Raw genomic sequence first — 23,623 nt, forward strand, 5'->3', positions numbered from 1 at the left:
CCTTCGGTTGAGCGAGTCGATTCCTGAATTTCCCTTCCCCTAGCCGTGAGCCACACTTGGCCTTAAGCTGCGCGGGCCAAGACGGCCGCTACTGTGTACGGAGAAGATGCCCATGCGAATTTTATTGGTTGAAGACAACCGCGATATCCTGGCCAATCTGGCCGATTATCTGGGGCTCAAAGGCTACACCGTGGATTGCGCGCAGGACGGTTTGTCGGGCCTGCACCTGGCGGCCACTGAACATTACGATTTGATCGTGCTCGATATCATGCTGCCAGGCATCGACGGCTACACCCTTTGCAAGCGTCTGCGCGAAGATGCCCGCCGTGACACGCCGGTGATCATGCTCACTGCTCGAGATCAACTCGACGACCGGCTTCAGGGCTTCAAGTCTGGTGCCGACGATTACCTGATCAAACCTTTCGCCCTGTCTGAACTGGCGGCGCGGATCGAAGCGGTCATGCGCCGTACCCAGGGTGGCGGTCGCCGCACCTTGCAAGTCGGTGACCTGAGCTATGACCTCGACACGCTGGAAGTCACCCGCGAAGGCCGAATGCTGAAACTCAACCCGGTGGGCCTGAAGTTGCTGGCAGTATTGATGCAGAAAAGCCCTCATGTATTGCGCCGTGAAATTCTCGAAGAGGCCCTTTGGGGCGATGACTGCCCGGACAGCGACAGCTTGCGCAGCCATGTCCACCAATTGCGGCAGGTGATCGACAAGCCATTCGCCAAACCGTTGCTGCACACCGTGCACGGCGTGGGTTATCGCCTGGCCGAGGGGCGTAATGGAGTTTAAACAGAGCCTTGCTCAACGGATTATCATTGCCTTTGCGCTGATGAGCGCACTGGTGGCGGGCGCCTTTGCCATGGGCATTGTGGCGACCGTGCACCTGGTGGAAGAAAAACTGATCTCGGCAGGCCTGGGTGGCGATTTGCAGCGTCTGTTGCTGATGGATAACCTTTCGGACTGGAACCATCGCCCCGAACCGGACCAGTTGTTTTATTTCAGCGGCGGGCCGGGGGATTTTGCGTTGCCCAAGGATTTGCGGCACCTGGATCCGGGTTTTCACGAGGTGTTCCGCGAGCAGCTGTCCTACCACGCGATGGTCGAAATCGTCGACGGTCGGCGCTATGTACTGCTGCAGGATCAGAGCGACTTCGAAGAACGTGAGCGAGTGCTGTTTGCCGTGGTGCTGGTGGGCTTCGTGCTCAGCCTGGCGCTGGCGGTTTTCCTCGGCTGGGTCCTGGCGCGCAAGGTAATGGCGCCGGTTGTACGACTGGCCCGTCAGGTGCGTCATCGCGACCAGTTGCTGGGTTTGGCGCCCCCGCTGGCACCGGATTATGCCGCTGATGAGGTGGGTGAGCTGGCGGTGGCCTTCGACGCGACACTCGGACGCCTGCGCCAGGCACTGAGCCGGGAGCGGTTGTTCACCAGTGACGTCAGCCACGAATTGCGCACGCCGTTGATGGTGCTCGCCAGTTCCTGCGAGCTGCTGCTGGAAAACCCGGTGCTCGATCAGCGAGGCCGCGCTCAGGTCGAGCGAATCGCCCGCGCCAGTGAAGAAATGCGTGAACTGGTGCAAACCTTCCTGATGCTGGCCCGTGCCCAGCGCGAAGACGCGAGCATGTCGCCGCAGCAGTCTGTGGGCCAGGTGGCCGACGGATTGCTCACTCTGTGGCGTGAGCCGATTGAGGAGAAAGGGCTGAAGTTGATCTTCGAGCCGGGTCACTCGCAGAACACCGGTTACAACGCGACCCTCCTGCACGCGGTTATGGGCAACCTGCTGCGTAACGCGCTGCATTACACCGAATACGGGTTCATTCGCCTGACGCTGACAGACAGCGGTTTCACGGTTGAGGACAGTGGCGTGGGCATTCCCGAGGAAAAACGCGAAGCGATGTTCGAGCCTTTCGTGCGGGGCAGCGAGAAACGCGGCGAGGGCCTTGGGCTTGGGTTATCGTTAGTCCAACGAATATGCGAAAACCAGGGCTGGAGCGTCACTCTGACGACCATGGAACCCAATGGTTGTCGTTTTCAGGTGCAATTGAATACCTCGGACGTGAATTGATCTGTCTGTAAAGGGCAATCCTGGTCACCCAAGTCTCTCTGTAAAGCCTCGGCGGCCCACGACATGAAGCAGTTGCGTCGCCACTCGTCGTTCAGCCCGACGGACTGGGAAAAACTCGTCTACTTTTATAGGACGGCGTTTGGCAGCGCTATCAAAGGTTTATAGCAATGAAACTCGAAGTTGCGCGAGGTTTGTTTCTGGTAGGAGCCTTGGCGGTTGCTTCACTTGCGGTGGCTGCCTGGGAGCAGCCACGCATGCAAGTTCTAAGTTCAGTGAATGGCGATCATTGTCCGTTACCACGGGTTGCCAAGACATCCGTGGCCACTCAGCCCGATGGTGATTTATTGCTGTTCGTGTTCGGACTTTCTCAAGGACTGAGGCCGCAAAGTTGAAAAAATTGAAGCCCAAATAAAAGGCCTCGCTGATGCGAGGCCTTTTTTATGCGCGATTTTAAATATGTCGTAGATCAAATGTGGGGGCGGGGGTGCGACGGTTCGACTTGCTCGCGAAAGAGGTGTACTAGTCAACACCAATGCTGAATGACACACCGCTTTCGCGAGCAAGCCCGCTCCCACAGGTACATCAGTGTCTGGGCTTATCCGGTTTTGCCAGCAGGGTGTATACGCACGGCAATACAAACAACGTAAACAACGTGCCGATCGACATCCCTGTCGCGATCACCATACCGATATCGAACCGGCTGACCGCACCCGCGCCCGTGGCGATGATCAGCGGCACCATGCCGAACACCATCGCAGCAGTCGTCATCAATACCGGCCGCAAGCGGATGGACGCAGCTTCCTCCACGGCCTCGCGCGGTGTCAGACCTTTGTCCTTGCGTAACTGGTTGGCGAACTCGACGATCAGGATCCCGTGCTTGCTGATCAGCCCGATCAGTGTCACCAGCCCGACCTGGGTGTAGATGTTCATGCTCGACCAGCCCAGAAACAACGGGAGCAACGCGCCGCAGATCGACAGCGGCACAGTTACCAGAATCACCAGCGGATCGCGGAAGCTTTCGAATTGTGCAGCCAGCACCAGGAAAATGATTGCCAATGCCAAGGCAAAGGTGACCCACAACGCACTGCCTTCCTGCACGTATTGTCGCGACGCACCGGCGTAGTCGAACGCAAACCCCACTGGTGCTTCTTCCCGGGCGATCTGGCGCACGGTGTCGATGGCTTCCCCCATGCTGACCAGCGGTACGCCGGAAAGAATGGCCGAGTTGAGTTGCTGGAACTGATTCAATTGCCGCGGCCGGGCCCGGTCGGTCACGGTTATGAGGGTCGACAGGGCCAGCAATTCCCCCTTGGTGTTTCTGACGTAGTAGTTGTTCAGCCAGTCAGGGTTATCGCGGAAGGGTCGTTCAACCTGTGCAATGACTTTGTAGCTGCGACCTTCGATGGTGAAACGGTTGATTTCCGCTTCACCCAGTAACGTCGCCAGCGTACCGCCCAGAGCCTGCATCGACACGCCCATCTGCGCGGCCTTGGCCCGATCGATATCCACCACCACTTCAGGTTTGTCGAAAGCCAGGTCGACGTCGATAAAAGCGAACTTGCCGGACTCTACCGCGCGTTTCTTCACCCGGTCCACCACTTGCAGCAGCAACTCGTAATCCTTGGCGGTATTGATGACAAACTGGAATGGCAGACCCTCGCCAGTACCCGGCAAGGAAGGTAGGTTGAAGCCGAAAATCTGCAGCCCGGGAATGCGCTCAAGCTTGGCCTGAACGTCGGGCAGTATCTGCATCTGAGTCCGGTGGCGTTCATTCCACGGTTTGAGCAGGAAACCGCCGATGCCCGATTGCACCCCATTGAAACCGTTGATCTGGAACGAGGAGTAGTACTCGGGAAACGCCTTGAAGATCGAGATGAACTCGTCGGTGTAGGTGTTCAGGTAGTCGAGGTTGGTCGGCTGCGGGGCGTTGGCCATCATGAAAATGATGCCCTGGTCCTCATCCGGCGCCAGTTCCGACTTGGTGAACTTGAGCAGTACCGGTATGAGGCACAACACGATGACGGCAAACACCAGCACCACCGGCCGGGTATTGAGTGTGCCGTGCAGCATGCTTTGATAGCGGCGTTTGAGGCTTTCGAAAATCAGGTCGAGGCGGTGGGCCAGGCCGCTGGGGTTTTCATCGTGGCGTAACAAAAAAGCGCACATCATCGGCGAAAGGGTCAGGGCGACGATGCCGGAAATCACCACGGCACCGGCCAGGGTCAGGGCGAATTCCTTGAACAGTGCCCCCGTTAGCCCCGTCAAGAAGCCAATCGGCGCATACACGGCCGCCAGGGTGATGGTCATCGAAACCACCGGCATGGCGATTTCCCGGGCGCCTTCGATGGCCGCGTCCAGCGGTGTCTTGCCTTCCTCGATGTGACGGTGGATGTTTTCCACTACCACAATGGCGTCGTCCACCACCAGGCCGATGGCCAACACCATTGCCAGCAGCGTCAGCAAGTTGATCGAGTAGCCCATCATCTGCATGAAGAACATCACGCCAATCATCGACAACGGAATGGTGACTACCGGGATCACCACCGAGCGCAGCGCGCCGAGGAACAGGAACACCACGACTATAACGATCAGCACCGCTTCAAACAGGGTTTTCACCACTTCATCGATCGAGGCCTGGATGAACAGTGTGGCGTCGTAGGCGATTTCACCCTTGAGGTTCGGCGGCAATTGGGCCTCAAGATCCGGCATGATCTTGCGCACTTCCTTGATCACGTCCAGCGGGTTGGCGCCTGGCGTGGCCTTGATGCCGATGTAGACCGAGGGCGTACCGCCGAAAGAACTGATGGTGTTGTAGTTTTCCGCGCCCATCTCGACCCGCGCAACGTCACGCAACAGTACGCGACTGTCGCCATCGATCTTGAGTGGAATGGCGGCAAAGGCTTCGGCGGATTTGAGTTCCGTGTTGGCGTTGATGCTGGTGACCACGTACTCGCCCTTCACCTCGCCGGCGGCAGAGAGGAAGTTGTACTGGCGCACCGCGTTGGTCACGTCGCTGGCACTCAGGCCGAAACCGGCCAGCTTCACCGGGTCCAGCCACAGGCGCATGGCGAACACCTGGTTACCGAGAATCTCGGCTTCGGCCATGCCCGGCAGGGTTGCCAGTTTCGGCTGGATCACCCGCGACAGATAGTCGGTGATCTGTGGATTACTCAGCTCCTTGCTGAAGAAGCTGATGTACATCAGTACCGAAGCGTCGGCGGCTTCCTTGCTCAGAACCGGGTCTTCGGCGTCCTGGGGCAGCTGGTTCTTGACCTCGTTGGCCTTGGCCAACAGTTCGGTGAACAAACGGTCGCTGTTGGCGCCGATGCGTGCGTAGATCGATATCACCGAGAAGTTCTGGCGACTGACCGAGGTCATGTAGTCGATGCCTTCGGCGCTGGCCAGGCTCTGTTGCATCGGCTGGGTGATGTAGCCCTGGATGGTTTCGGCGTTGGCCCCGGGGTAAGCGGTAGTCACCGTGATCAGGGCGTTTTCCATTTGCGGGTATTGGCGCAGCGGCAACTTGCTCCAGGCCTGGAAGCCCAGCAGCACGATCAGCAGGCTGACCACGGTGGCGAGCACCGGGCGGCGGATGAACGGATCAGTAAAAGCCATTGGGGGTTCCTTGATCAGTCAACGCGCGGCTGGCTGTTCTTTTCGGCCAGGTTCTTGTCGTCGCTGATGGCGATGTGCGCACCGTTGTCCAGTTTGATCTGGCCGGCGGTCACTACCGTTTCGCCGTTTTGAACGCCTTTGGTGATCATCACCATTCCATCACGGCGCTCTCCGGTTTCGACAAAACGGCGTTCAGCGATCAGGACAGGTTGACCCTTGTCATCTTTTTCCACGCTGCCGTCTTCGGCTTTCTTTTGGACGGCGACATAGACCGAGTTGCCATAGAGCGTGTAAGTGATCGCACTTTCAGGCAGGACGATGCGCGGCTGCGGGTCGGGCAAAATGACCTGCAGGTTGGCAAACATCCCCGGTAGCAGCTTGCCATCGGGGTTGGCCAGGGTTGCGCGGACCTGAACGTTGCGCGTGCTGTTCTCGACTTTCGGGTTGATCGCACTGATGGTGCCGGTGAACTCCTGCGTCGCAAATGCCGAAACAATGACCTGCACCGGCTGGCCTACGGCAATCTTCGGCACCGATTGTTCGGGCACGAAAAAATCGACGTAAAGACTGCTGAGGTCTTGCAGGGTAGCAATCATGGTGCCGGTGGCCACGTAGTCGCCGACGTCCACCTGACGAATGCCGATGGTCCCGCTGAATGGCGCGAGGATGCTTTTCTTGCCCAGCGCTGCCTTGAGCTGATTGACCGCGGCCTTGCTCTTCTTCAATACCGCGGAGAGTCGGTCGAACTCGCCCTTGGAAATGGCCTGACTGCCCACCAGTTGACTGCCGCGACTGTAATCCACCTGGGCGAGCCCGAGGTCGGCCAGTGCGGTTTCGAGCAAGGCACTTTCCACGGCGCTGTCGAGCCGGACGATAGGTTGACCGGCCTTGACCTTCTGTCCGGACTCGAACTGTACATCGATGACGGTGCCGTCCGTTTCAAGGCTCAGGTCCACACCTTGCAGTGCCTTGAGGGTGCCAACGGTAGGCAGGCGCGCTTGCCATGGCTGTTCGGTAGCCTTGGCCACAGCGACGCTGATCGGCGGTTTTGGCACCGAGAAACCTTGAATCATCGTGTAGATGGAGAAGGCTTTGTACCCGGCCAGTACCAGCACGATCAGCAGCACGACACCCAACATGATCAGCATGCGGCGACGCAGCATATTTCCAGTTCCTTGGAGAAAATCAGGTGAGACAGTGGGGCACATTAACGCGAGTGGGAAGGGGATTCCAACTGACACTTATTACAGGCAGGCGCAAAACCTGTAGGAGCGAAGCTTGCTCGCGAAGGCGGTATGTCAAGGCACATCAAACTTGAATGTGCCGCCGCGTTCGCGAGCAAGCTTCGCTCCTACAAGAGCGGGTTGTTCAGATGAGGTGCAGATGGTTGTCCCAGAGCCCGGCCGGCAGCTCCAACGGTTTTGCAACCAAATCTGTCTGACGACAATCGTAGTACCGGCAGCGACCCTGGCCCGATGTCACGACAAAACCATCGGCCACTGCGCCAACCCCGGCGCAATCGGGAAGTGGCGCGTCCAGGCGTACTTCGCCGCTGTCCAGGTCCCAGATGAAAAAACGGTTGCCCCGTGGCGCGGTCAACGCCACCAGACGCAAATCGCTGTGCACCGCGACGCTCGCGGTGTAGTGCCCCATCGCCTGCAACTGATGCTCGGGAACCGGGAATGCCACGAACGGCTGACCGGGACGTTTGATCGCGAGCAGCTCCGAGTGTTCGTGAGCCGCACCCATGAATTGCTGGCCGGCAACGATGGTGCCGTCGCTGGCAATGCCCAGGTGACGCACGCTGTTCATTTGCTGGGCGAGTGTTTCCTTGCTCAGCAGGGAGCCGTCGCGGTGCATCAGCACCAGGCTCGGCTCCATGGCATTGAGGTTCATCTCGACACGGCTTTCAGCCTCGGTACGAATCCCGCCATTGGCCACCACCAGCGTTTCGCCGTCGGGCATCCACGACACCTGGTGCGGGCCAATGCCATGGGTGGAAATCTCGCCGCTGTGTACCAATCGGTCGCCTTCGAACTTGTACACACCGAGCAGGCCGCGACCCGGATCGGATGTGTCGTTTTCAGTCGCGTACAGCCAGTCTCCACTCTGGTGAATCACCGCGTGACCGTAGAAATGGCGATTTGGCTGCGACGTCACGGTTTGCAGCAACGTGCCGTCACGCAGGTCGATCAGGTAGCTCTCGGTGCCCGGACGCCGGGCGACAAACAGCGCGATCGGCAACGTCGGATGATTGATGATGTCGTGGCAGCGCTGGCCAACCAGGGTGGCAAACACCCGGGTGCCATCCAGCCGATAACCGACGGCGTAATGCTTACCGTCGGTATCGTCCCGCGCCGAGAGCAGCAGCGGGCTCTGATCCTTGCGCTTGAACAGCGTCCAGCCGCCCAGTGTCACTGCTCCCAGCAGCAAACTACCTAAAGTCAGAGCCTGGCGTCGCAGCATGGAACTCGCCCTCATCAGTCACCGTCGTTGGCGTTGAAGCCCAGTTGGATGCCCAGCGCCTTGGCCAGTTCGCCTTCGTGCAGGCGGTGGACGACGTTGAGGCTGTCGTAGATATCGTTGAGTTGCTGGCGACCGGCGTCGTCACTGAGCATTTCGGTCAGCGAGCGCTGATTGCTGGCGAACAGTTTCAGCGACGCTGCATAGGCGGCGTCGATCTTGTCAGCCAGTGGTTTTTGCGCGCTTGGCAACAGACTGCGCAGTCCTTTGTTGTCGACTCCTTCCCACACCGTTTTGGCGGCGGCGAGGCTGGCTTCCATACCCGTCAGAGATGACTGGCTGCGCCACGCGTCGGCCTGGAACGGTTGTGGAACACCCTTGGTCTGACGGCCCATCGGTGTGCCGAGTTTTTTCTTCAGGCTGTCGAGGGCGGTGACCTGCACGCGCAGCAGATCGGCGATCGCTTCGTGAGAGTCGGCATAACGCTGGTTCGGGAATTTGCTCATCTGCGCGAGCATGCCGTCGGTGTTGTTCCAGGTTTGCAGAATCTCCTCGGCCAGTTGTTTCTGACGCTCGCCAATAGCGATCAGCAGTGGGCAGTACTTGGCCTTCTGCTCGGCATTGGTCACATCAGGCTTGCTGTCGAACAGAATGTATTCGTAGGCTGACAGGCCCTGAACCACAACGCTGGACTTGGCCAGTGCAGCTGCGTCGATCTGTGGTTGCGCGGCGACCAGTTGTTCGACCTGACGGCCGACGAGGTTTTTCTTGTCGGGCCAGAACTGCACCTGCCAGGCGCGATTGCCTTCGGCCAGCGGCCCGATCAGCAGCGGTTGCAGCTCGGCCCAGGCTTTCTGTGCGTGCAGGAAATCGGCGCGGGCGGTGTCGAGGTTCTCCTTGCCTTCGCAATAGGCGAGGGCGCTGACGGCCAGTTGGCGGTCGGCTTCAACCCAGCGGGTATAGGTCGGCAGAATCACCGACTTGGCGATCGCCGCCGAAGTGACGGCTTGCGGGTCCTGCGGCGAACAGGCGCCCAGGGCTAGCGCGGCCAGGCTGGTGAACAACAATTTGGGACGGAACATGTCGGGCTCCCGCGAGTGGAATGCGTATTAAAGGGAATTCAAAAACGCCAGCAACGCGGCGCGCTGCCCGGCATTGAAAGACAAAACCTGTTGCTGCGCAGCTGCAGCTTCGCCGCCATGCCAGAGCACGGCTTCGAGCAGGTTGCGGGCGCGGCCATCGTGCAAAAACTGGGTGTGACCACTAACGGCTTGCGTCAAGCCGATGCCCCACAACGGCGGGGTACGCCAGTCGCTGCCACCGGCCTGGAATTCGCTGCGGTTGTCGGCCAGACCGTCGCCCATGTCGTGCAGCAGCAGATCGCTGTAAGGGCGAATTACTTGATTGGCCAGTTCAGGTTCGGCGGCGTTGGCGGCGGTGGTGTAATTCGGTGTGTGACAGGACTGGCAACCGGCCTGGTAAAACAGATTCTTGCCTGCCAGCACTTCAGGCGCGTTTACATCGCGGCGCGCCGGTACGGCAAGGTTACGGGTGTAGAACAGCACCAGACGCAGGATGTTGTCGCTGACTTCCGGTTCGCCATCAGGGCCGGCACCGCTCGGTGCCTGTTTGCAGGCGGTTTGCGCGTCGGTGCAGTCATCGAAGGGTCTCAGGCTGGTCGTGAGGCCCATATCACCGGAAGCCGCGTGAACATTCTGCTGATTGAGATTCGGTTGCCCGGCTTTCCAGCCAAATCGCCCGATAACAGTTTTCTGCTGTGTGTCATCCCAGACCCGGTTCGGGCGTCCGTCGATACCGTTTTTCTCTTTCGCCTGCGCCTCGGCATTCGCCAGAATGGCCTCTTCGGGGATGGCTTCCAGCAAGCCCAGGCCGATCATCGGCGGTGCAACGCGAGCCGAGAAACGGGTGTCGGGATGCATCGGGCCATAGCCCAATTGGGTAATGTTCAAGGTCGGTTTGCGCAGCTCGACTTCGGTGCCGTCCTTGAAGCGAACCGATACCGGCGTGTAATCGACTCGCACCTTGCCTTCCGGAGCGACGCCGGGCACGGCCATGTCCTGGAACTGTCCGCCATAGACCGGCTCCGGCACGACACCCTGCTGCTCGATGATTTTGGCGTATGCCGGGGCATCGGGAATCGACAGGCGCACCAGCATCGACACAGCATTCTGTGCACCAGGTGCCGGCGGGTGACCACGGCCGTCCTTGATGTGGCAGCCCTGGCAGGCGTTGGTGTTGAACAACGGACCGAGGCCGTCACGGGCGGTGGTGGTCGACGGGGCGATCACCCAGGGATTACGAAAGAAACTGTTACCGACACTGAAGTCCACGCGCCGCGATGGCGGCAGGTTGGCCGATGGCAGCGAGAAAGCATTCTGATCGGTCTTGCGCACAGTCGTACTGCCCCGGAGCGGGCTTCACCGGGTTCTGCCTTGGTAAAACGCGGGGCGTCATCGCAGGCACTCAGGCCCAAGGCCAGAAACAGTGCGCACAAGCGAAGAGACAGCGGGGGCATCAGACATCCTGCAAGACGAGTAAAACGAGGGCGCAAAGTCTAACAGGGCAGGGGAATTTGAATAAGAGGAATTATCGTTTGCTTTGATGTGGGGCGGTGATACCTGCAAACCGCGATCCCGCAATTGCCTTGGTTGCCTGTAGGCGCGAGGCTTGCCCGCGAAGGCGGCGTCACATCCAACAATTGAGGCGACTGATAAACCGCCTTCGCGAGCAAGCTTCGCTCCTACAGTGGGCAGCGTTTAGACGGATAAAAAAAGGCGATCCGAAGATCGCCTTTCTATTCAGCCAGCGTTGATCAGAACTCGTGATCAGCATTGTCCGGGTTCAGGTCGGCGATGCCCAGTTTGCCAGCGGCAGCTTCGATCGAACCGGTTTGCTTGACTAAGGACGCGATCGCGTCACGGACGATCTGGTTGCCCGCGGTGTTACCGGCAGCGATCAACTGGTCGTAGTGCTCACCCTTGTTGGCGTGATCAACCATGAGCTGGATCTTGGCTTCGGTTGCGGCCAGATCGGCTTTGAGCGCGGTGTCGGTAGCCGGGTCGGCCTTGGCCACCAGCGTCGACAGGCTGGCGCCGGTCATTTTGGTGCCGTCGACGCGGGTGTATTCGCCCAGGTACACGTTACGAATACCCTTGGCATCGTAGAAGTGCGAGTTGTGGGTGTTGTCGCTGAAGCAATCTGTTCGTCTTCCGGGGAGTTTGCTTCCAGGGAAACTTTCATGCGCTCGCCTGCCAGTTCGCCCAAGGACAGACTGCCCATGCCGAACAGCATCTTGCGCAGGCCGCTTTCAGCAGGTTCGGCTTCCAGGGTGGCGCGGTAGTTGTCGGCCACGTTCGGCTTCCAGTTACCGACCATTTCTTCCAGGTCGCTGACCAGCAGCTGGGTCACGGCTTTCAGGTAAGCGCGGCGACGATCGTTGTGGCCGCCGGTGGCATCTTTGCCTTCCAGGTAGTCCGAAGCTGGACGGTTGCCGGCGCCAGGGCCGGTGCCGTTCAGGTCCTGGCCCCAGAGCAGGAATTCGATGGCGTGGTAGCCAGTGGCGACGTTGGCCTCGGAACCACCCAACTCGTTTAGGCTGGCGAGTTTTTCCGGCGTGATGTCCTTCACGTCGACCTTATCTTCGCCGACCTGAATCTCGGTATTGGCGATGATGTTGGCGGTGGCGCCCGGGTTACCCAGCGCGTGCTCGTAGGATTTGTCGACGTAGTCGATCAGGCCTTCGTCCAGTGGCCAGGAGTTCACTGACCTTCCCAGTCGTCGATGATGGTGTTGCCGAAGCGGAACACTTCGCTCTGCAGGTAAGGAACGCGCGCAGCGATCCACGCAGCCTTGGCAGCTTTCAGGGTGTCTGCGTTCGGCTTGGCGAGGAAAGCGTCGACGGCGGTTTGCAGGGTTTTCGCGGTGGATTCGGCATCGCTGTAAACAGCGAAAACCATGTCGGCGTAATGCGCGACTACGGCTTTGGCGACGGCTTCATCGACTTTACCGGCAGCGGCAGGTGCGGCGACTGGAGTAGCCGGGGCCGCAGCGGTGCTGGCAGCTGGCGTAGGTGCGGCAACTTTTTCTTTGTCTTTACCTTCGCCGCAACCGGCGAGGGAAATAGCGATGGCCAACAGACTGGCGGTAGCCAGAGGCATACGAATCATGGCGAACATCCTGCTTCGATAAGGGGTGGTATGGCGCGCACGGCGCGCAAAGTGACACATAATGCAAATCTTTCGCATTATGTGTAAAGGGTTGTGCTTGGAAATATTTCTTATTCAGGTGGCACTTTGTAGGAGCGAGCTTGCTCGCGAAGAATTCGAGGGCGACGCTTTCATTCAGACAGCACGCGTTATCGTTCACGCCCATCGCGAGCAAGCTTGCTCCTACAGTGGCACGAACGATTTTTTATAAGATGGCTGCGTTACTGCGTTGGGCCTGTTTCAGATAAGCGCCCAATTCCCGTGCCGGCAGGGTTTGCTGTAGAAGTAGCCCTGACCTTCATGGCAGCCTTCGGAGATGATGTAGGCCTCCTGTTCGGCTGTTTCCACGCCTTCGGCGATCACCTGCATGCCCAGGCTCTTGCCCAATTGAATGATGGCGCGAACGATGGTTGCGTCGTCGTCGTCATCGAGCAGGTCCTGAACGAAGCTCTTGTCGATCTTGATCTTGTCCAGCGGCAGGCTTTTCAGATAACTCAGTGACGAGTAGCCCGTACCGAAGTCGTCAATTGCAATCAGTGCGCCGGAGCGACGCAGGCTGAGCAGGTGCTGGGCGGCGGTGCTGATGTCTTCCATCAGACCGGTCTCGGTGACCTCCAGCTCCAGGCTGCGCGGAGGCAGGCGATATATCTGCAGCAGATTGTTGACCACCCTTGGCAATTCGGCGTGGTGCAGTTGCACGGTGGAAAGGTTCACCGCCATGCGCAGGTCAGTAAAGCCCTGATCATGCCAGTCGCGTAGTTGCTTGCAGGCCTGATCCAGTACCCACTCGCCAATGGCAATGATGGTGCCGTTCTGCTCGGCCAGCGGGATGAACAGATCCGGCGGAACCATCCCATGTTCCGGGTGCTGCCAGCGAATCAACGCCTCGACGCCGACCACCCGGTGATCGCGGTAGCTGATCTGTGGCTGGTATACGAGGTAGAACTGCTCGCGGGCCAGGGCATCGCGCAGGTCTTTTTCCAGCTCGCGACGGCGGCGCATCTCGGTATCGACGCTGGCGATATAGAACTGATAGCGGTTACGCGAGCGAGTCTTGGCCAGGGTCATGGTCTGCTCGGCTTTCTGCAATAACTTCTCGGTGCTGTTGCCGTCCTCGGGAACAGGGTGATGCCAATGGTGGCACGCAGGCGGATTTCCTGATGATCGAGGGCAAATGCCGCTTCCAGGTCATCGAGGATGCTTTGCGCCAGCTCGGCGGCTTCGTAGGGTTGTTCGATGTCGGCCTGCACCAGGGCGAACTGGTCACCCCCGAGGCGGGCGAGGGCGCCGAGTCGTCCGCTATGTGCCCTCAGGCGGTCGGCCAGGGCCAGCAACAGTTGGTCGCCGGTCTGGTAGCTGAACTGTTCGTTGATGCCTTTGAAGTCATCGAGGCCGACACACAGCACAGCAACACGTCGTTGCAGTTTGCCGGCGTCGAGCAGAATCTTGTCCAGCTGCGTTTGCAATTGCTGGCGATTTGGCAGGCCGGTCAAAAAATCGTACTGGGCCATGCGCAACAGGCTGTTTTCCGCTTCGTGGCGCAGATGGGTGTTGCGCTCGATGGACTCCAGCAACTGATTGGCAGTGTTGATCCAGATTCCCAGTTCGTTTTTCTCGTGGCCCTTGAGCAACGGAATCTTGTGTTCACTGGGGCGATCCGGGTTGATTTCGGTCAGGTGCTCGATGATCCGCGACAGCGGTTTGGTCAGCAGCCAGTGATAGACCAGGTACAGCACCAGTCCCATCGCCAGGGCACGCAAGACGCCGGAAATGAAGATGATCACCGAGCTGACAATAAAGCCTTGCCCATAAGTGGCGGTGTCGAGGGTGATGCTCAAGTCACCGTAATACTCGCTGTAAGGGCCACGGCCCACCAACTGAGTGGTGAAGGTGCGTTCCTTGCCGAGGATCAGGTCGGTCAGCCAGCGACTATTGGAGTGCTGCAACTCACGGGATTTTTGCGCGAGCATGGCTTCATTGGGGTGGCCGATGGACGCCTGACGCACGGCGTCGTCCTGGAACAGGCCTTCGATTACCTGCATGCCCATTTCCCGGTCCAGGCTGTAGACGGCCTGGGTCGAGGGGTCGCGGAACATGTCCAGGATGCGTTGGGCATCGCCGGCGACGGCCTGGCGTGTTTTATAGGCGTCGAAAACGATCTGTGCGCAGCTCAAGACCACGCCGACGATCAATGCCGACAGGAGCACGACCCGGAGTAACTTCACCGACAAGCTGTTCTTGAGTTCCAGCTTCAAAGGGTTATTCCTTGTTTCATGCGGGTAGCATCAAGTTGCCATGAGTATTGGCAATCCCGTGATGGCAGTCAAAGGGACAATCATCCATGGTGGATTTTGCCTGCAGCTTGGCCGAGATGCTGTTGTCCGGGGTAATTGTCCGATTAGTACTGTGTCGGTTGTCGAGTCCTTCAACTTGAGGGGGATGTGGAGATATTTTCCTTGTGATTGATGTTAGACGGGTGTGGCGCTGGGGCAAGGGGCTGAAGGCTGGTTTCATCGTGGGAAATTGGCCCCGCTTTGTGGGGGTTCGCGATTTTCCTGTAGGAGCGAGGCTTGCCCGCGAAGGCGGCCTGACAGCCGACCTGACTTTTGTTGACCGAGTACATATCCGTTCCTGCGGTAACGGCCGCTTACGGTTTCGCCCTGACGGTCGACTCCCTTTGGCAAACGCCGGAGTGCCGGCCCAGCCCAAAGGAAGCAAAGGTCTCGCCCCGGCGTCCGGCCCCTCGCTGAGGCTCGGCGTTCCTTCGCTCCGGTATCCATCCGGGGACACTGCCCTCCGGTTGGCTTCGCTGCACCTACATGCAGCGTGTTCGACTGCGTCGAACGGCGCTGCGCGCCAATCCCCGGATGAACACCTCCACTCAGCCTACCGAAGGGGCGGATGAATCAAGATCAGAAGCTAAAGGCGAGCTAACGCTCGGCCTGATGAGTGGTGAGAAGCAGGTGTACACCAATTCGCTTTTGCCTTTGCTCTTGTAGGAGCAAGCGGGCGGCGATCCGACTTGCCCGCGATGGCGGCCTGACAGCCGACCAATTTCCAGCAGATGTACCCAATTCCTTGTAATTGGATGGACTCGCCCAAGCCAAGGCGTCAATGCGCCACGGTGGCAGTCTAAACAGCCAACGACAGCGAGGGCGAGTCCATGAAAAAGCATACTTCGATTGATCAATCCGTGTCTTCTTCCGATTTGTCGGCCTGCACAACCGTGGCGGTCGATCTGGCCAAGCAGGTCTTTCAGGTCGCCGGTGAAGACGTCCTCGGCCAGGTGCACTACGAGCAGCGGATCAAGTCGCGCGAGGCGTTTTATGAGTTTCTCCGCCAGTTGCCGCCTCATGTCGTGGTGCTGATGGAGACCGGCCCGGGGGCTCAAGCCTGGGCCCGGCAGCTGCAAGACCAAGGCAATCTGGCGCGGATTCTTCCAGCCGGTTTGGTGGCCACACATCGCAGCGGGCCTAAAAATGATCGCAACGATGCGCTGGCGATTCTGCGGGCTGGTCGCGATGAAAAGATCTGCGCAGTGCCGGTCAAAAGCGTTGCGGCGCTGGCAATGCAGGCGTTGCATCGCGCCCGCCAAGGCTATGTGCGTCGACGCACGGCGGTGAGTAATCAGATGCGCGGCCTGCTGCTCGAGCACGGCGTGGCCTTGGCGCAGGGCGATGTGGCGATCAGTCAGAAAATTCCGCGGGTACTGGAAGATGCCACCCAGCCGGTGCCGGGCCTGCTGCGTGAACTGATCGACGAACTGTTGGCCGAGTGGCGCCATTTGGGCGAACGCATCAGCGTGCTGACGGGGCGCCTGGAAGTGGCCGCCAACGCCGACATGACGGCGAAGCGACTGATGACTGTGCGCGGCATCGGCCTAGTCACTGCCACGGCACTGGTGGCCAAGGAAACCAAGCCTGAGCGATTTCCCAATGCCCGCAAGTTTGCCGCGTACTTTGGCATGGTGCCTGACCAGTACAGCAGCGGGCAAACGGTCCGGCTGGGGGACATGACCAAGCGAGGCGATGTGTATTTACGCAGCCTGATGATCCAGGGAGCCCATGCGGTGCTGCAACAACTACGACCTGATTCCCAGCAACCCGATGACCGCCGCTTGTTGCGCTGGATGAGCCGACTGGGTCGTAAGGAGGCTGCGGTCAGGCTAGCCAACCGCAACCTGCGAATCGTCTGGGTGCTTCTCCAGAATGACCAGACTTATCGTCGCCAGGCTGGTGATGGCCAGCAAGCGACGATGAGCCACTGAGCGACAGAGTTCTGCCACCGAGGTACTAACTGTCCGGCCCTTTGCTGAAAAAAATTGACCCCAGGTAAGACCGGCGTGGATTGATGCCTTAGCTCCTACTGGCCTTCGAGGCCTGACTGTAATCGGCATACCACGAGCTCTTCCAATTTTGGCCAGAAGCCGAAGACGGCTTCCTCGAATAGGCCTAATACATAGATGCAACGGGGCGGCGGTTTTTCAAAAGCGGGTAGACAGTGGGGGCGAGTCCATACATAGGAGCTGGCTTGCCTGCGAAGACGGCCTAACAGCCGACCGAGTATCTACAGCCACGCCCCCATCCATCGTTCCCACGCTCCCGCGTGGGAATGCCGCCAGGGACGCTCCGCGTTCCGTTTTTGCGAGTTGGCGCGGTGTAGGAAACCACCAGAAGTTTCCCACGCAGTTTTCAGGTTGCCTGCTCGCGAAGGCGGCGGACAAGCACCACTGTTCCTTCACTCATTTCCTTCCATAAAAAAACCCGGCAAAAGCCGGGTTTTTTTGACTGGCATCAAGCTTAAGCTTTGAAGGTTTTGCCTTCGAACTGCTCAGCCACGAATTTCCAGTTGACCAGGTTCCAGAACGCTTCGACGTACTTCGGACGCAGGTTACGGTAGTCGATGTAGTAAGCGTGTTCCCAGACGTCGCAGGTCAGCAGTGGGGTGTCGCCGTTGGTCAGCGGGTTGCCGGCGCCGATGGTGCTGGCCAGGGCCAGGGAACCGTCAGCTTTTTTCACCAGCCAGCCCCAACCGGAACCGAAGGTGCCGATGGACGTCTTGCTGAACTCTTCCTTGAACTTGTCGAACGAACCGAAAGCCGCGTTGATGGCTTCAGCCAGTGCGCCGGTAGGTTGACCGCCAGCGTTTGGCGCCAGGCAGTTCCAGTAGAAAGTGTGGTTCCAGACCTGAGCGGCGTTGTTGAAAATACCGCCCGAAGAAGACTTGACGATTTCTTCCAGGGTCTTGCCTTCGAACTCGGTGCCTGGCACCAGGTTGTTCAGGTTCACGACGTAGGTGTTGTGGTGCTTGTCGTGGTGGAATTCCAAGGTTTCCTTGGAAATGTGCGGCTGCAGGGCATCGTGTGCGTAAGGCAGCGGCGGCAATTCGAAAGCCATGATGATTCTCCTAATCAGGTCAGTTGCGGTGAGCGCAAGGCCGATCACGGGCGGCCAGACAAGCGCCGGGGAGTTTGTACTCTTTGCGGCGCAGGGTCGGATCATAGCACCGGGGGTGCGGCATAACCACGCAACAACTGTGTGGAATAGAGGTTCCAGAGCAGTTTGGAATAAATCAGCCGGCAGTGATCAGTTGGAACGCTACAGCGAACATCATTACCGCCACCAGCAGGTCGAGGATTCGCCAGGTGCTCGGACGAGCAAGCCACGGAGCCAGCCATGCGGCACCGAGCGCCAAGGTGAAAAACCACATTAAAGACGCGCTGGCAGCACCGACCACATAGGCGCCGGGTTCTGTCTGTTGTGCGCCAAGAGAACCGATCAACAACACGGTGTCCAGATACACGTGCGGATTGAGCAGGGTCACGGCCAGGGCACTGAGCATTACTGCTCGCAGCGAACGTACGGTCTGGTTTTCACCCTGTTGCAGGCTCTGCTTCGAAAAGGCCCGGCGCAACGCCTGGCTGCCATACCACATCAAAAATACAGCACCACCCCAGCGGGCGACCGCCAGCAGGGTCGGGTTCTGCGCCAGCACCGTCGCCAGCCCGAACACTCCGGCAGCGACCAGCAACGCATCACAAGCCACGCAGAGCGCCGCGACGGGCAAGTGGTGCTCACGGCGCAGGCTTTGGGCCAGCACGAAGGCATTTTGAGTTCCGATCGCCATGATCAGTCCGAAGGCCACCAACAGGCCATTTACATAGCTTTGCCACATGGTCGCTACTCCGCGTTCGCTGCCAGGTCGCGCAGCACTTGCATGGCGCGTTCGGCGTCGGCCTGGCCGACGAACAAATGGTCGTGGTAGTAACCGGCGATCACGTTGCAGCTGATGCCGGCCTTACCCAGTGCCGTGGCGAATGCGGCGGTCAGGCCGACGGCTTCGAGGGCCGAGTGCACATTCAAGGTGATCCAGGCCGCGACGTAGTCGAAACTGAAACCGGCCCGTTCGGCGTGGGAACGTTCGAGAATGAGCGTCAGACCTTCTTGTTCGCGAAAGCTGCCGATGATTTCCAGGCCCGAAGGCAACTGTCCGTCGCGCAGGGTGCAGAACACGTATTCGCCAGCGTTGAGTTGCGGGCTCATGCTGCGCAGCAGCGTTGCCAATGAAGTTTCGCCAGCCATGTGGGTAATCCTGTTCAAGAGTTCTTGCTGGTCATTCTCCAGTGTCAGGCTGTATAAGAAAAACCAATAGTGCTGATCGCTCATTAGGAAAACTGATGTTCGACTATAAATTGCTTTCTGCTTTGGCCGCGGTGGTCGAGCAGGCGGGTTTCGAACGGGCCGCCCAGGTGTTGGGTTTATCGCAATCGGCGATTTCCCAGCGCATTAAATTGCTCGAAGCGCGGGTGGGGCAACCGGTGCTGGTGCGTGGCACGCCTCCGTCGCCGACCGAGATCGGCCGGCGTTTGCTTAACCATGTGCAGCAGGTGCGTTTGCTTGAGCGCGATTTGCAGACTCTGGTACCGGCACTGGACGAAGAAGGTCTGCCGGAACGCCTGCGTATCGCGCTGAACGCCGACAGTCTGGCAACGTGGTGGGCGCAGGCCGTAGGGGATTTTTGCGCGGACCAGCATTTGCTGCTGGACCTCATCGTGGAAGACCAGACCGTCGGCCTCAAACGCATGCGCGCAGGGGAGGTGGCGGCCTGCCTGTGTGCCAGTGAGCGACCGGTGGCCGGCGCCCGCAGCGTATTGCTGGGGGCGATGCGCTATCGCGCGTTGGCCAGCCCGGCCTTCATCGCCCGGCATTTTCCACAGGGTGTGCGTGCCGATCAGTTGGCGCGCACACCGGCGCTGGTGTTCGGCCCGGATGACTTCCTACAGCATCGCTACCTTGCGTCCCTCGGTGTCGACGGCGGATTCGAACACCACTTGTGTCCATCGTCCGAAGGCTTTATCCGTCTCACCGAAGCCGGACTCGGCTGGGGGTTGGTGCCCGAACTACAGGTTCGCGAGCAACTGGAACGTGGCACTTTACTAGAGCTTTTGCCAGATAAGCCGATTGACGTGCCGCTGTACTGGCATCATTGGCGCAATGGCGGGCAGTTGCTGGGTTTACTCACCGATCAATTGGTACGTGCGTCGAAGCAATGGTTGGTGCCGTTGGACTGACGGGTAGCGTCAAGACCTGACGCAATACGTAAAACGAAATATTCGGAGCAATACATGAAAATTCTGGTCACCGGCGCAAGCGGCTTCATCGGCGGACGCTTTGCGCGTTTCGCCCTGGAGCAGGGCCTGGACGTGCGGGTCAACGGTCGCCGGGCCGAAGGTGTCGAGCATCTGGTGCGGCGTGGCGCCGAGTTCGTCCAGGGCGACTTGAGCGACCCGGAATTTACGCGCGGGCTGTGTTCCGACTTCGAGGCCGTGGTGCATTGCGCTGGAGCCGTCGGCCTGTGGGGACGTTATCAGGACTTTCATCTAGGCAACGTCCAGGTCACCGAAAACGTGGTCGAGGCTTGCCTGAAACAGCGGGTCCGGCGCCTGGTGCATTTGTCCTCGCCGTCGATCTACTTCGATGGCCGCGATCACTTGGGCTTGACCGAAGAGCAGGTGCCAAAACGCTTCAAACATCCCTACGCCGCGACCAAATACCTGGCCGAGCAAAAGGTTTTCGGTGCTCAGGAATTCGGCCTCGAAACCCTGGCCCTGCGCCCGCGTTTCGTCACAGGTGCCGGTGACATGAGCATCTTCCCGCGCCTGCTGAACATGCAGCACAAGGGGCGCCTGGCAATCATCGGCAATGGCCTGAACAAGGTCGACTTCACCAGCGTGCAGAATCTTAATGAAGCGTTGCTCAGCAGTTTGCTGGCCAACGGTTCAGCCCTGGGCAGGGCCTACAACATCAGTAACGGAACGCCGATTCCGTTGTGGGACGTGGTCAATTACGTGATGCGCAAAATGGAAGTTCCACAAGTTACTCGCTACCGTTCCTACGGTTTGGCCTACAGCGTCGCAGCGCTCAACGAGGGCGTGTGCAAGTTGTGGCCGGGTCGTCCTGAACCGACCCTGTCACGACTGGGCATGCAGGTTATGAACAAAAATTTCACCCTGGACATCAGCCGCGCCCGGCATTATTTGGATTACGACCCGAAGGTCAGTCTGTGGACTGCCCTCGATGAGTTCTGCGGTTGGTGGAAGGCCCAAGATACTCGCTGAACAGCCCCACACTGAACCGACTTCGGGGTTGAGGGTCAATCGGTGCGGCGGTGGGGGTTATACTCGCGCATCAAGCCATCACCGTTTCACAAAGGTTGACTCAATGTCCATGCGTAACGATGCCCACGACGACTTCGATAATGTACCCAGCCTGCGTGTCGACAGCCTCGACGACGATGACTATGTACCCACCAAGCGTACTTCCGTGCATTCGCGCACGCCGCCCGTGGTCAAGGTCAAGAGCCCAAGCACCGGGCCGTTGTGGGCGCTGGTCGGCGCGTTGTTTTTTGCGTTCGCGGGCTTGGCCTGGTGGAGCTTTCAGCAGATTTCGCTGATGGAACAACAATTGGTGGCGACCCAGGAAAGTTTCGCGCGCATCAGTGAGGAAGCGGCGGGACGTTTGCAGGACATTTCCGGCAAAGTTGTCGCGGGCCAGACCAACGTCACCAGCGACAGCGAAGCCTTGAAGCTGCAAATCAAACAGCTGGAAGGCAGGCTGCTGGATCAGAGCAAGCAGCAACAAGGTGTCGCCGGTCAGACCTCGGACTTGGACAAACGCCTGGCGCAGATGACCGCGCAAACCACCGATCTGGACAAGCGCATGGCGCAGATCACCGCTCAGAGCACCGAGCAACAGACCGCCAACACTCAATTGCAGGCCCAGATCAAAGCCTTGAACAGCGAGCTGACCACGCTGAAAAACGCCCCGGCGGAAACGGAGAAATTTGACGCCCAGCTAAAAAGCCTCGGCGCCGACATCACCGCATTGAAGAAGCAAGGCAACCCGAACGCTGCCATCGATCGTATGGAACAGGAGATCGTCATCCTCAAAAGTCAGCAGGACAATCGCCCGGCACCGGCTCAAGGCTCGACTAATACTGCGGAATTCGACGCCTTCCGTAGTCAGGTCACCCGCAATATCAACACCCTTCAGGCGCAGATCCAGAACCTGCAACAGCAACTGCGTGCAAGGCAGTAATTAGCCGGGACGCTGAACGTCGGAAGTCCTCGGTGTTTGGTCTGACGCCTTCGCGGGCAAGCCTCGCTCCTACAGTGGATCGCGCAGACCTGTAGGAGCGAGGCTTGCCCGCGAAGGTGGCGACTCGATCTATCTACCGGACCTTGTCTTCGCGCCCCCGCAACAACATGTTCGGCATGGCAATCGCCGCCGCCAGCCCCAGCAGCGACACCGCCGCGCTGACCATCAGCAGATGCCGGAAGGTCAGCAGCAGTTCGGCGCGCAAGGCGTTTTGTGCATCCCCGGGCGCGGCGTTCAGGCCATCCAGCAAGACATTCCCCGAATGCCCCTCGTTGATCAGCGACGAGCTGGCCAGGTGCACGAAGCTCGAATCCTGCAACAGCGCCAGCAGCAGCGCCGACATCAACGCCACACCCACCGCTCCGCCCAGCGAACGGAACAGGTTGGTGGTGCTGGTGGCGACGCCGATGTCGCGCTGTTCCACGGAATTCTGCGTGCCCACCAGCGAGGTCGGGAATTGCATGCCCGAGGCTATCCCGCTGAGCAACATGAACAGGCTGCTCAGCAGAAAGGCCTGGGGCGGGCTGAACGCCATGCCGAGGATCGAGATCGGCATCAGGATGGCGCCGGTGAGAATTTGCGGTTTGTAGCGCCCGGTCACGGATGTGCGGCGTCCGGCGAAATACGCGCCGATCGGCAAACCCATCGCTAGCGGCAATAGATGCAGTGCTGCGCTGTCGGCGCCGGCGCCAGTGACGCTCTGGAAGCGCAACGGCATCAGCACGATCAACGAAATGGCCTGGAAACTGGTGAAGAAAATCGTGCACCAGCACAACAGGGCGTTGCGGTTGGCGAACAGGTGCATCGGCAGCAACGGCTCCCGTGCACGCCGCTCATGCCAGACAAACACTGCCAGCACCATCACCGCACACGCGAAGAGGCCGAGCACTTCGTGGCTGTTCCATGGATGTCCCTGGCCGACCTGAGTGATACCGAGCAGCAGCGCGGTCAGTCCGATGATCATCAACAGCGTGCCGAGGTAATCGATGACCGGTTTGCGTTGCGGAATCGGCAGACCCACCAGCGTGCGATTGGCCACCAGCCACGCGCCCAGGCCCAGCGGCAGGTTGATCAGGAACACCCAGCGCCAGGACAGGTATTCGGTCATGTACCCGCCGAGCACCGGCCCGGCCACGCTGGCCACCGCGTACATGCTGCTGAAGTAACCCTGATAGCGACCACGCTCGCGCGGCGGCACGATGTCGCCAATGATCGCCTGGTTGACCGAAATCATCCCGCCCGCGCCGATGCCTTGAATTATCCGTGCCAGCACCAGTTGTTCCATGCTCTGGGCCATGCCGCAGAACACTGACGCCAGGGTGAACAACCCCATGCCAAACAGCATCAACTTGCGCCGCCCGTACAAATCACCCAGTTTGCCGTAAATCGGCACCGCCACTGTCATCGCCACCATGTAACCGGAAATCACCCAAGCCAGCAGGCTGACATCCTTGAACTGCGCGGAAATGGCCGGCATCGACACGGCGACGATGGTCTGGTCCAGCGCGCCGAGGAAAATCGCCAGCATCAGGGCGATCAGCACGCTGCGGATGGCCGGTTTGGGCGTTTCAGGGTGGTTGAGATTGGTCACGGG

15 protein-coding genes and 4 pseudogenes are annotated in these 23,623 nt (G+C 59.4%); 8 read left to right on the forward strand and 11 right to left on the reverse strand.

What is annotated here, in order from left to right; genetic code table 11:
* Window positions 1-112: 112 nt before the first annotated feature.
* From colR to CES87_RS06595, 4 genes and pseudogenes are all read left to right on the forward strand, one after another.
* Window positions 113-796 carry a two-component system response regulator ColR gene (colR, locus tag CES87_RS06580; RefSeq protein WP_128605482.1) on the forward strand — a complete coding sequence of 228 codons (684 nt, stop codon included), beginning with the start codon at window positions 113-115 and terminating at the stop codon, window positions 794-796.
* The gene (locus CES87_RS06585) at window positions 786-2,069 is read left to right on the forward strand and encodes a HAMP domain-containing sensor histidine kinase (RefSeq protein WP_128605483.1); all 1,284 of its coding nucleotides are present in this window, start codon (window positions 786-788) and stop codon (window positions 2,067-2,069) included. The genes colR and CES87_RS06585 overlap by 11 nt, the downstream gene beginning before the upstream one ends.
* A 48-nt stretch (window positions 2,070-2,117) precedes the next feature.
* A pseudogene (locus CES87_RS32950) lies at window positions 2,118-2,234 on the forward strand (InaA protein); the annotation flags it as partial.
* Window positions 2,235-2,236: 2 nt separating this feature from the next.
* Window positions 2,237-2,461 carry a hypothetical protein gene (locus CES87_RS06595; protein ID WP_128605484.1) on the forward strand — a complete coding sequence of 75 codons (225 nt, stop codon included), beginning with the start codon at window positions 2,237-2,239 and terminating at the stop codon, window positions 2,459-2,461.
* Window positions 2,462-2,651: 190 nt separating this feature from the next.
* Here CES87_RS06595 and CES87_RS06600 read toward each other — a convergent pair whose 3' ends face one another.
* From CES87_RS06600 to CES87_RS06635, 7 genes and pseudogenes are all read right to left on the reverse strand, one after another.
* Window positions 2,652-5,684 (reverse strand): multidrug efflux RND transporter permease subunit, encoded by a 3,033-nt coding sequence (locus CES87_RS06600; protein ID WP_128605485.1) that lies wholly within the window; start codon window positions 5,682-5,684, stop codon window positions 2,652-2,654.
* Between the two features lie 14 nt (window positions 5,685-5,698).
* The gene (locus CES87_RS06605; protein WP_128605486.1) at window positions 5,699-6,847 is read right to left on the reverse strand and encodes an efflux RND transporter periplasmic adaptor subunit; all 1,149 of its coding nucleotides are present in this window, start codon (window positions 6,845-6,847) and stop codon (window positions 5,699-5,701) included.
* Window positions 6,848-7,052: 205 nt separating this feature from the next.
* Window positions 7,053-8,150 (reverse strand): DUF1513 domain-containing protein, encoded by a 1,098-nt coding sequence (locus tag CES87_RS06610; RefSeq protein WP_128605487.1) that lies wholly within the window; start codon window positions 8,148-8,150, stop codon window positions 7,053-7,055.
* A 14-nt stretch (window positions 8,151-8,164) separates the two neighbouring features.
* Complete coding sequence (locus CES87_RS06615) at window positions 8,165-9,229, reverse strand: imelysin family protein (protein WP_128605488.1); 1,065 nt, start codon at window positions 9,227-9,229, stop codon at window positions 8,165-8,167.
* A 27-nt stretch (window positions 9,230-9,256) separates the two neighbouring features.
* Window positions 9,257-10,683 (reverse strand): annotated as a pseudogene (locus CES87_RS06620) (di-heme oxidoredictase family protein).
* A 297-nt stretch (window positions 10,684-10,980) separates the two neighbouring features.
* Window positions 10,981-12,334 (reverse strand): annotated as a pseudogene (locus CES87_RS06625) (imelysin family protein).
* Window positions 12,335-12,578: 244 nt separating this feature from the next.
* Window positions 12,579-14,628: pseudogene (locus tag CES87_RS06635) on the reverse strand (putative bifunctional diguanylate cyclase/phosphodiesterase).
* 953 nt (window positions 14,629-15,581) lie between these two features.
* Here CES87_RS06635 and CES87_RS06640 point away from each other — a divergent pair.
* Window positions 15,582-16,640, forward strand: a complete 1,059-nt coding sequence (locus tag CES87_RS06640) for an IS110 family transposase (RefSeq protein WP_128605791.1) — start codon at window positions 15,582-15,584, stop codon at window positions 16,638-16,640.
* Between the two features lie 532 nt (window positions 16,641-17,172).
* On the opposite strand, the gene CES87_RS06645 is transcribed toward CES87_RS06640, so the two are convergent.
* The 3 genes from CES87_RS06645 to CES87_RS06655 all read right to left on the reverse strand — a co-directional run bounded on the left by CES87_RS06645 (window position 17,173) and on the right by CES87_RS06655 (window position 18,954).
* Window positions 17,173-17,769: a superoxide dismutase gene (locus tag CES87_RS06645; RefSeq protein ID WP_128605490.1), complete on the reverse strand. Its 597-nt coding sequence runs from the start codon at window positions 17,767-17,769 to the stop codon at window positions 17,173-17,175.
* Window positions 17,770-17,944: 175 nt separating this feature from the next.
* Window positions 17,945-18,547, reverse strand: a complete 603-nt coding sequence (locus tag CES87_RS06650) for a LysE/ArgO family amino acid transporter (protein ID WP_128605491.1) — start codon at window positions 18,545-18,547, stop codon at window positions 17,945-17,947.
* 5 nt (window positions 18,548-18,552) lie between these two features.
* On the reverse strand, window positions 18,553-18,954 hold the full coding sequence (locus CES87_RS06655) for an ACT domain-containing protein (protein WP_128605492.1): 402 nt from the start codon (window positions 18,952-18,954) through the stop codon (window positions 18,553-18,555).
* Between the two features lie 95 nt (window positions 18,955-19,049).
* Between CES87_RS06655 and CES87_RS06660 the strand changes: the two genes are divergently transcribed.
* From CES87_RS06660 to CES87_RS06670, 3 genes are all read left to right on the forward strand, one after another.
* Window positions 19,050-19,943 (forward strand): LysR family transcriptional regulator ArgP, encoded by an 894-nt coding sequence (locus tag CES87_RS06660; RefSeq protein WP_128605493.1) that lies wholly within the window; start codon window positions 19,050-19,052, stop codon window positions 19,941-19,943.
* Between the two features lie 54 nt (window positions 19,944-19,997).
* Complete coding sequence (locus CES87_RS06665; RefSeq protein ID WP_128605494.1) at window positions 19,998-20,990, forward strand: NAD(P)-dependent oxidoreductase; 993 nt, start codon at window positions 19,998-20,000, stop codon at window positions 20,988-20,990.
* Between the two features lie 103 nt (window positions 20,991-21,093).
* The gene (locus CES87_RS06670) at window positions 21,094-21,969 is read left to right on the forward strand and encodes an ATPase (RefSeq protein ID WP_128605495.1); all 876 of its coding nucleotides are present in this window, start codon (window positions 21,094-21,096) and stop codon (window positions 21,967-21,969) included.
* Between the two features lie 133 nt (window positions 21,970-22,102).
* On the opposite strand, the gene CES87_RS06675 is transcribed toward CES87_RS06670, so the two are convergent.
* Complete coding sequence (locus tag CES87_RS06675) at window positions 22,103-23,620, reverse strand: MDR family MFS transporter (RefSeq protein WP_128605496.1); 1,518 nt, start codon at window positions 23,618-23,620, stop codon at window positions 22,103-22,105.
* Between the last annotated feature and the right edge of the window lie 3 nt (window positions 23,621-23,623).

The organism is Pseudomonas sp. ERMR1:02 (genome assembly GCF_002277815.1).
Lineage (GTDB): Bacteria > Pseudomonadota > Gammaproteobacteria > Pseudomonadales > Pseudomonadaceae > Aquipseudomonas.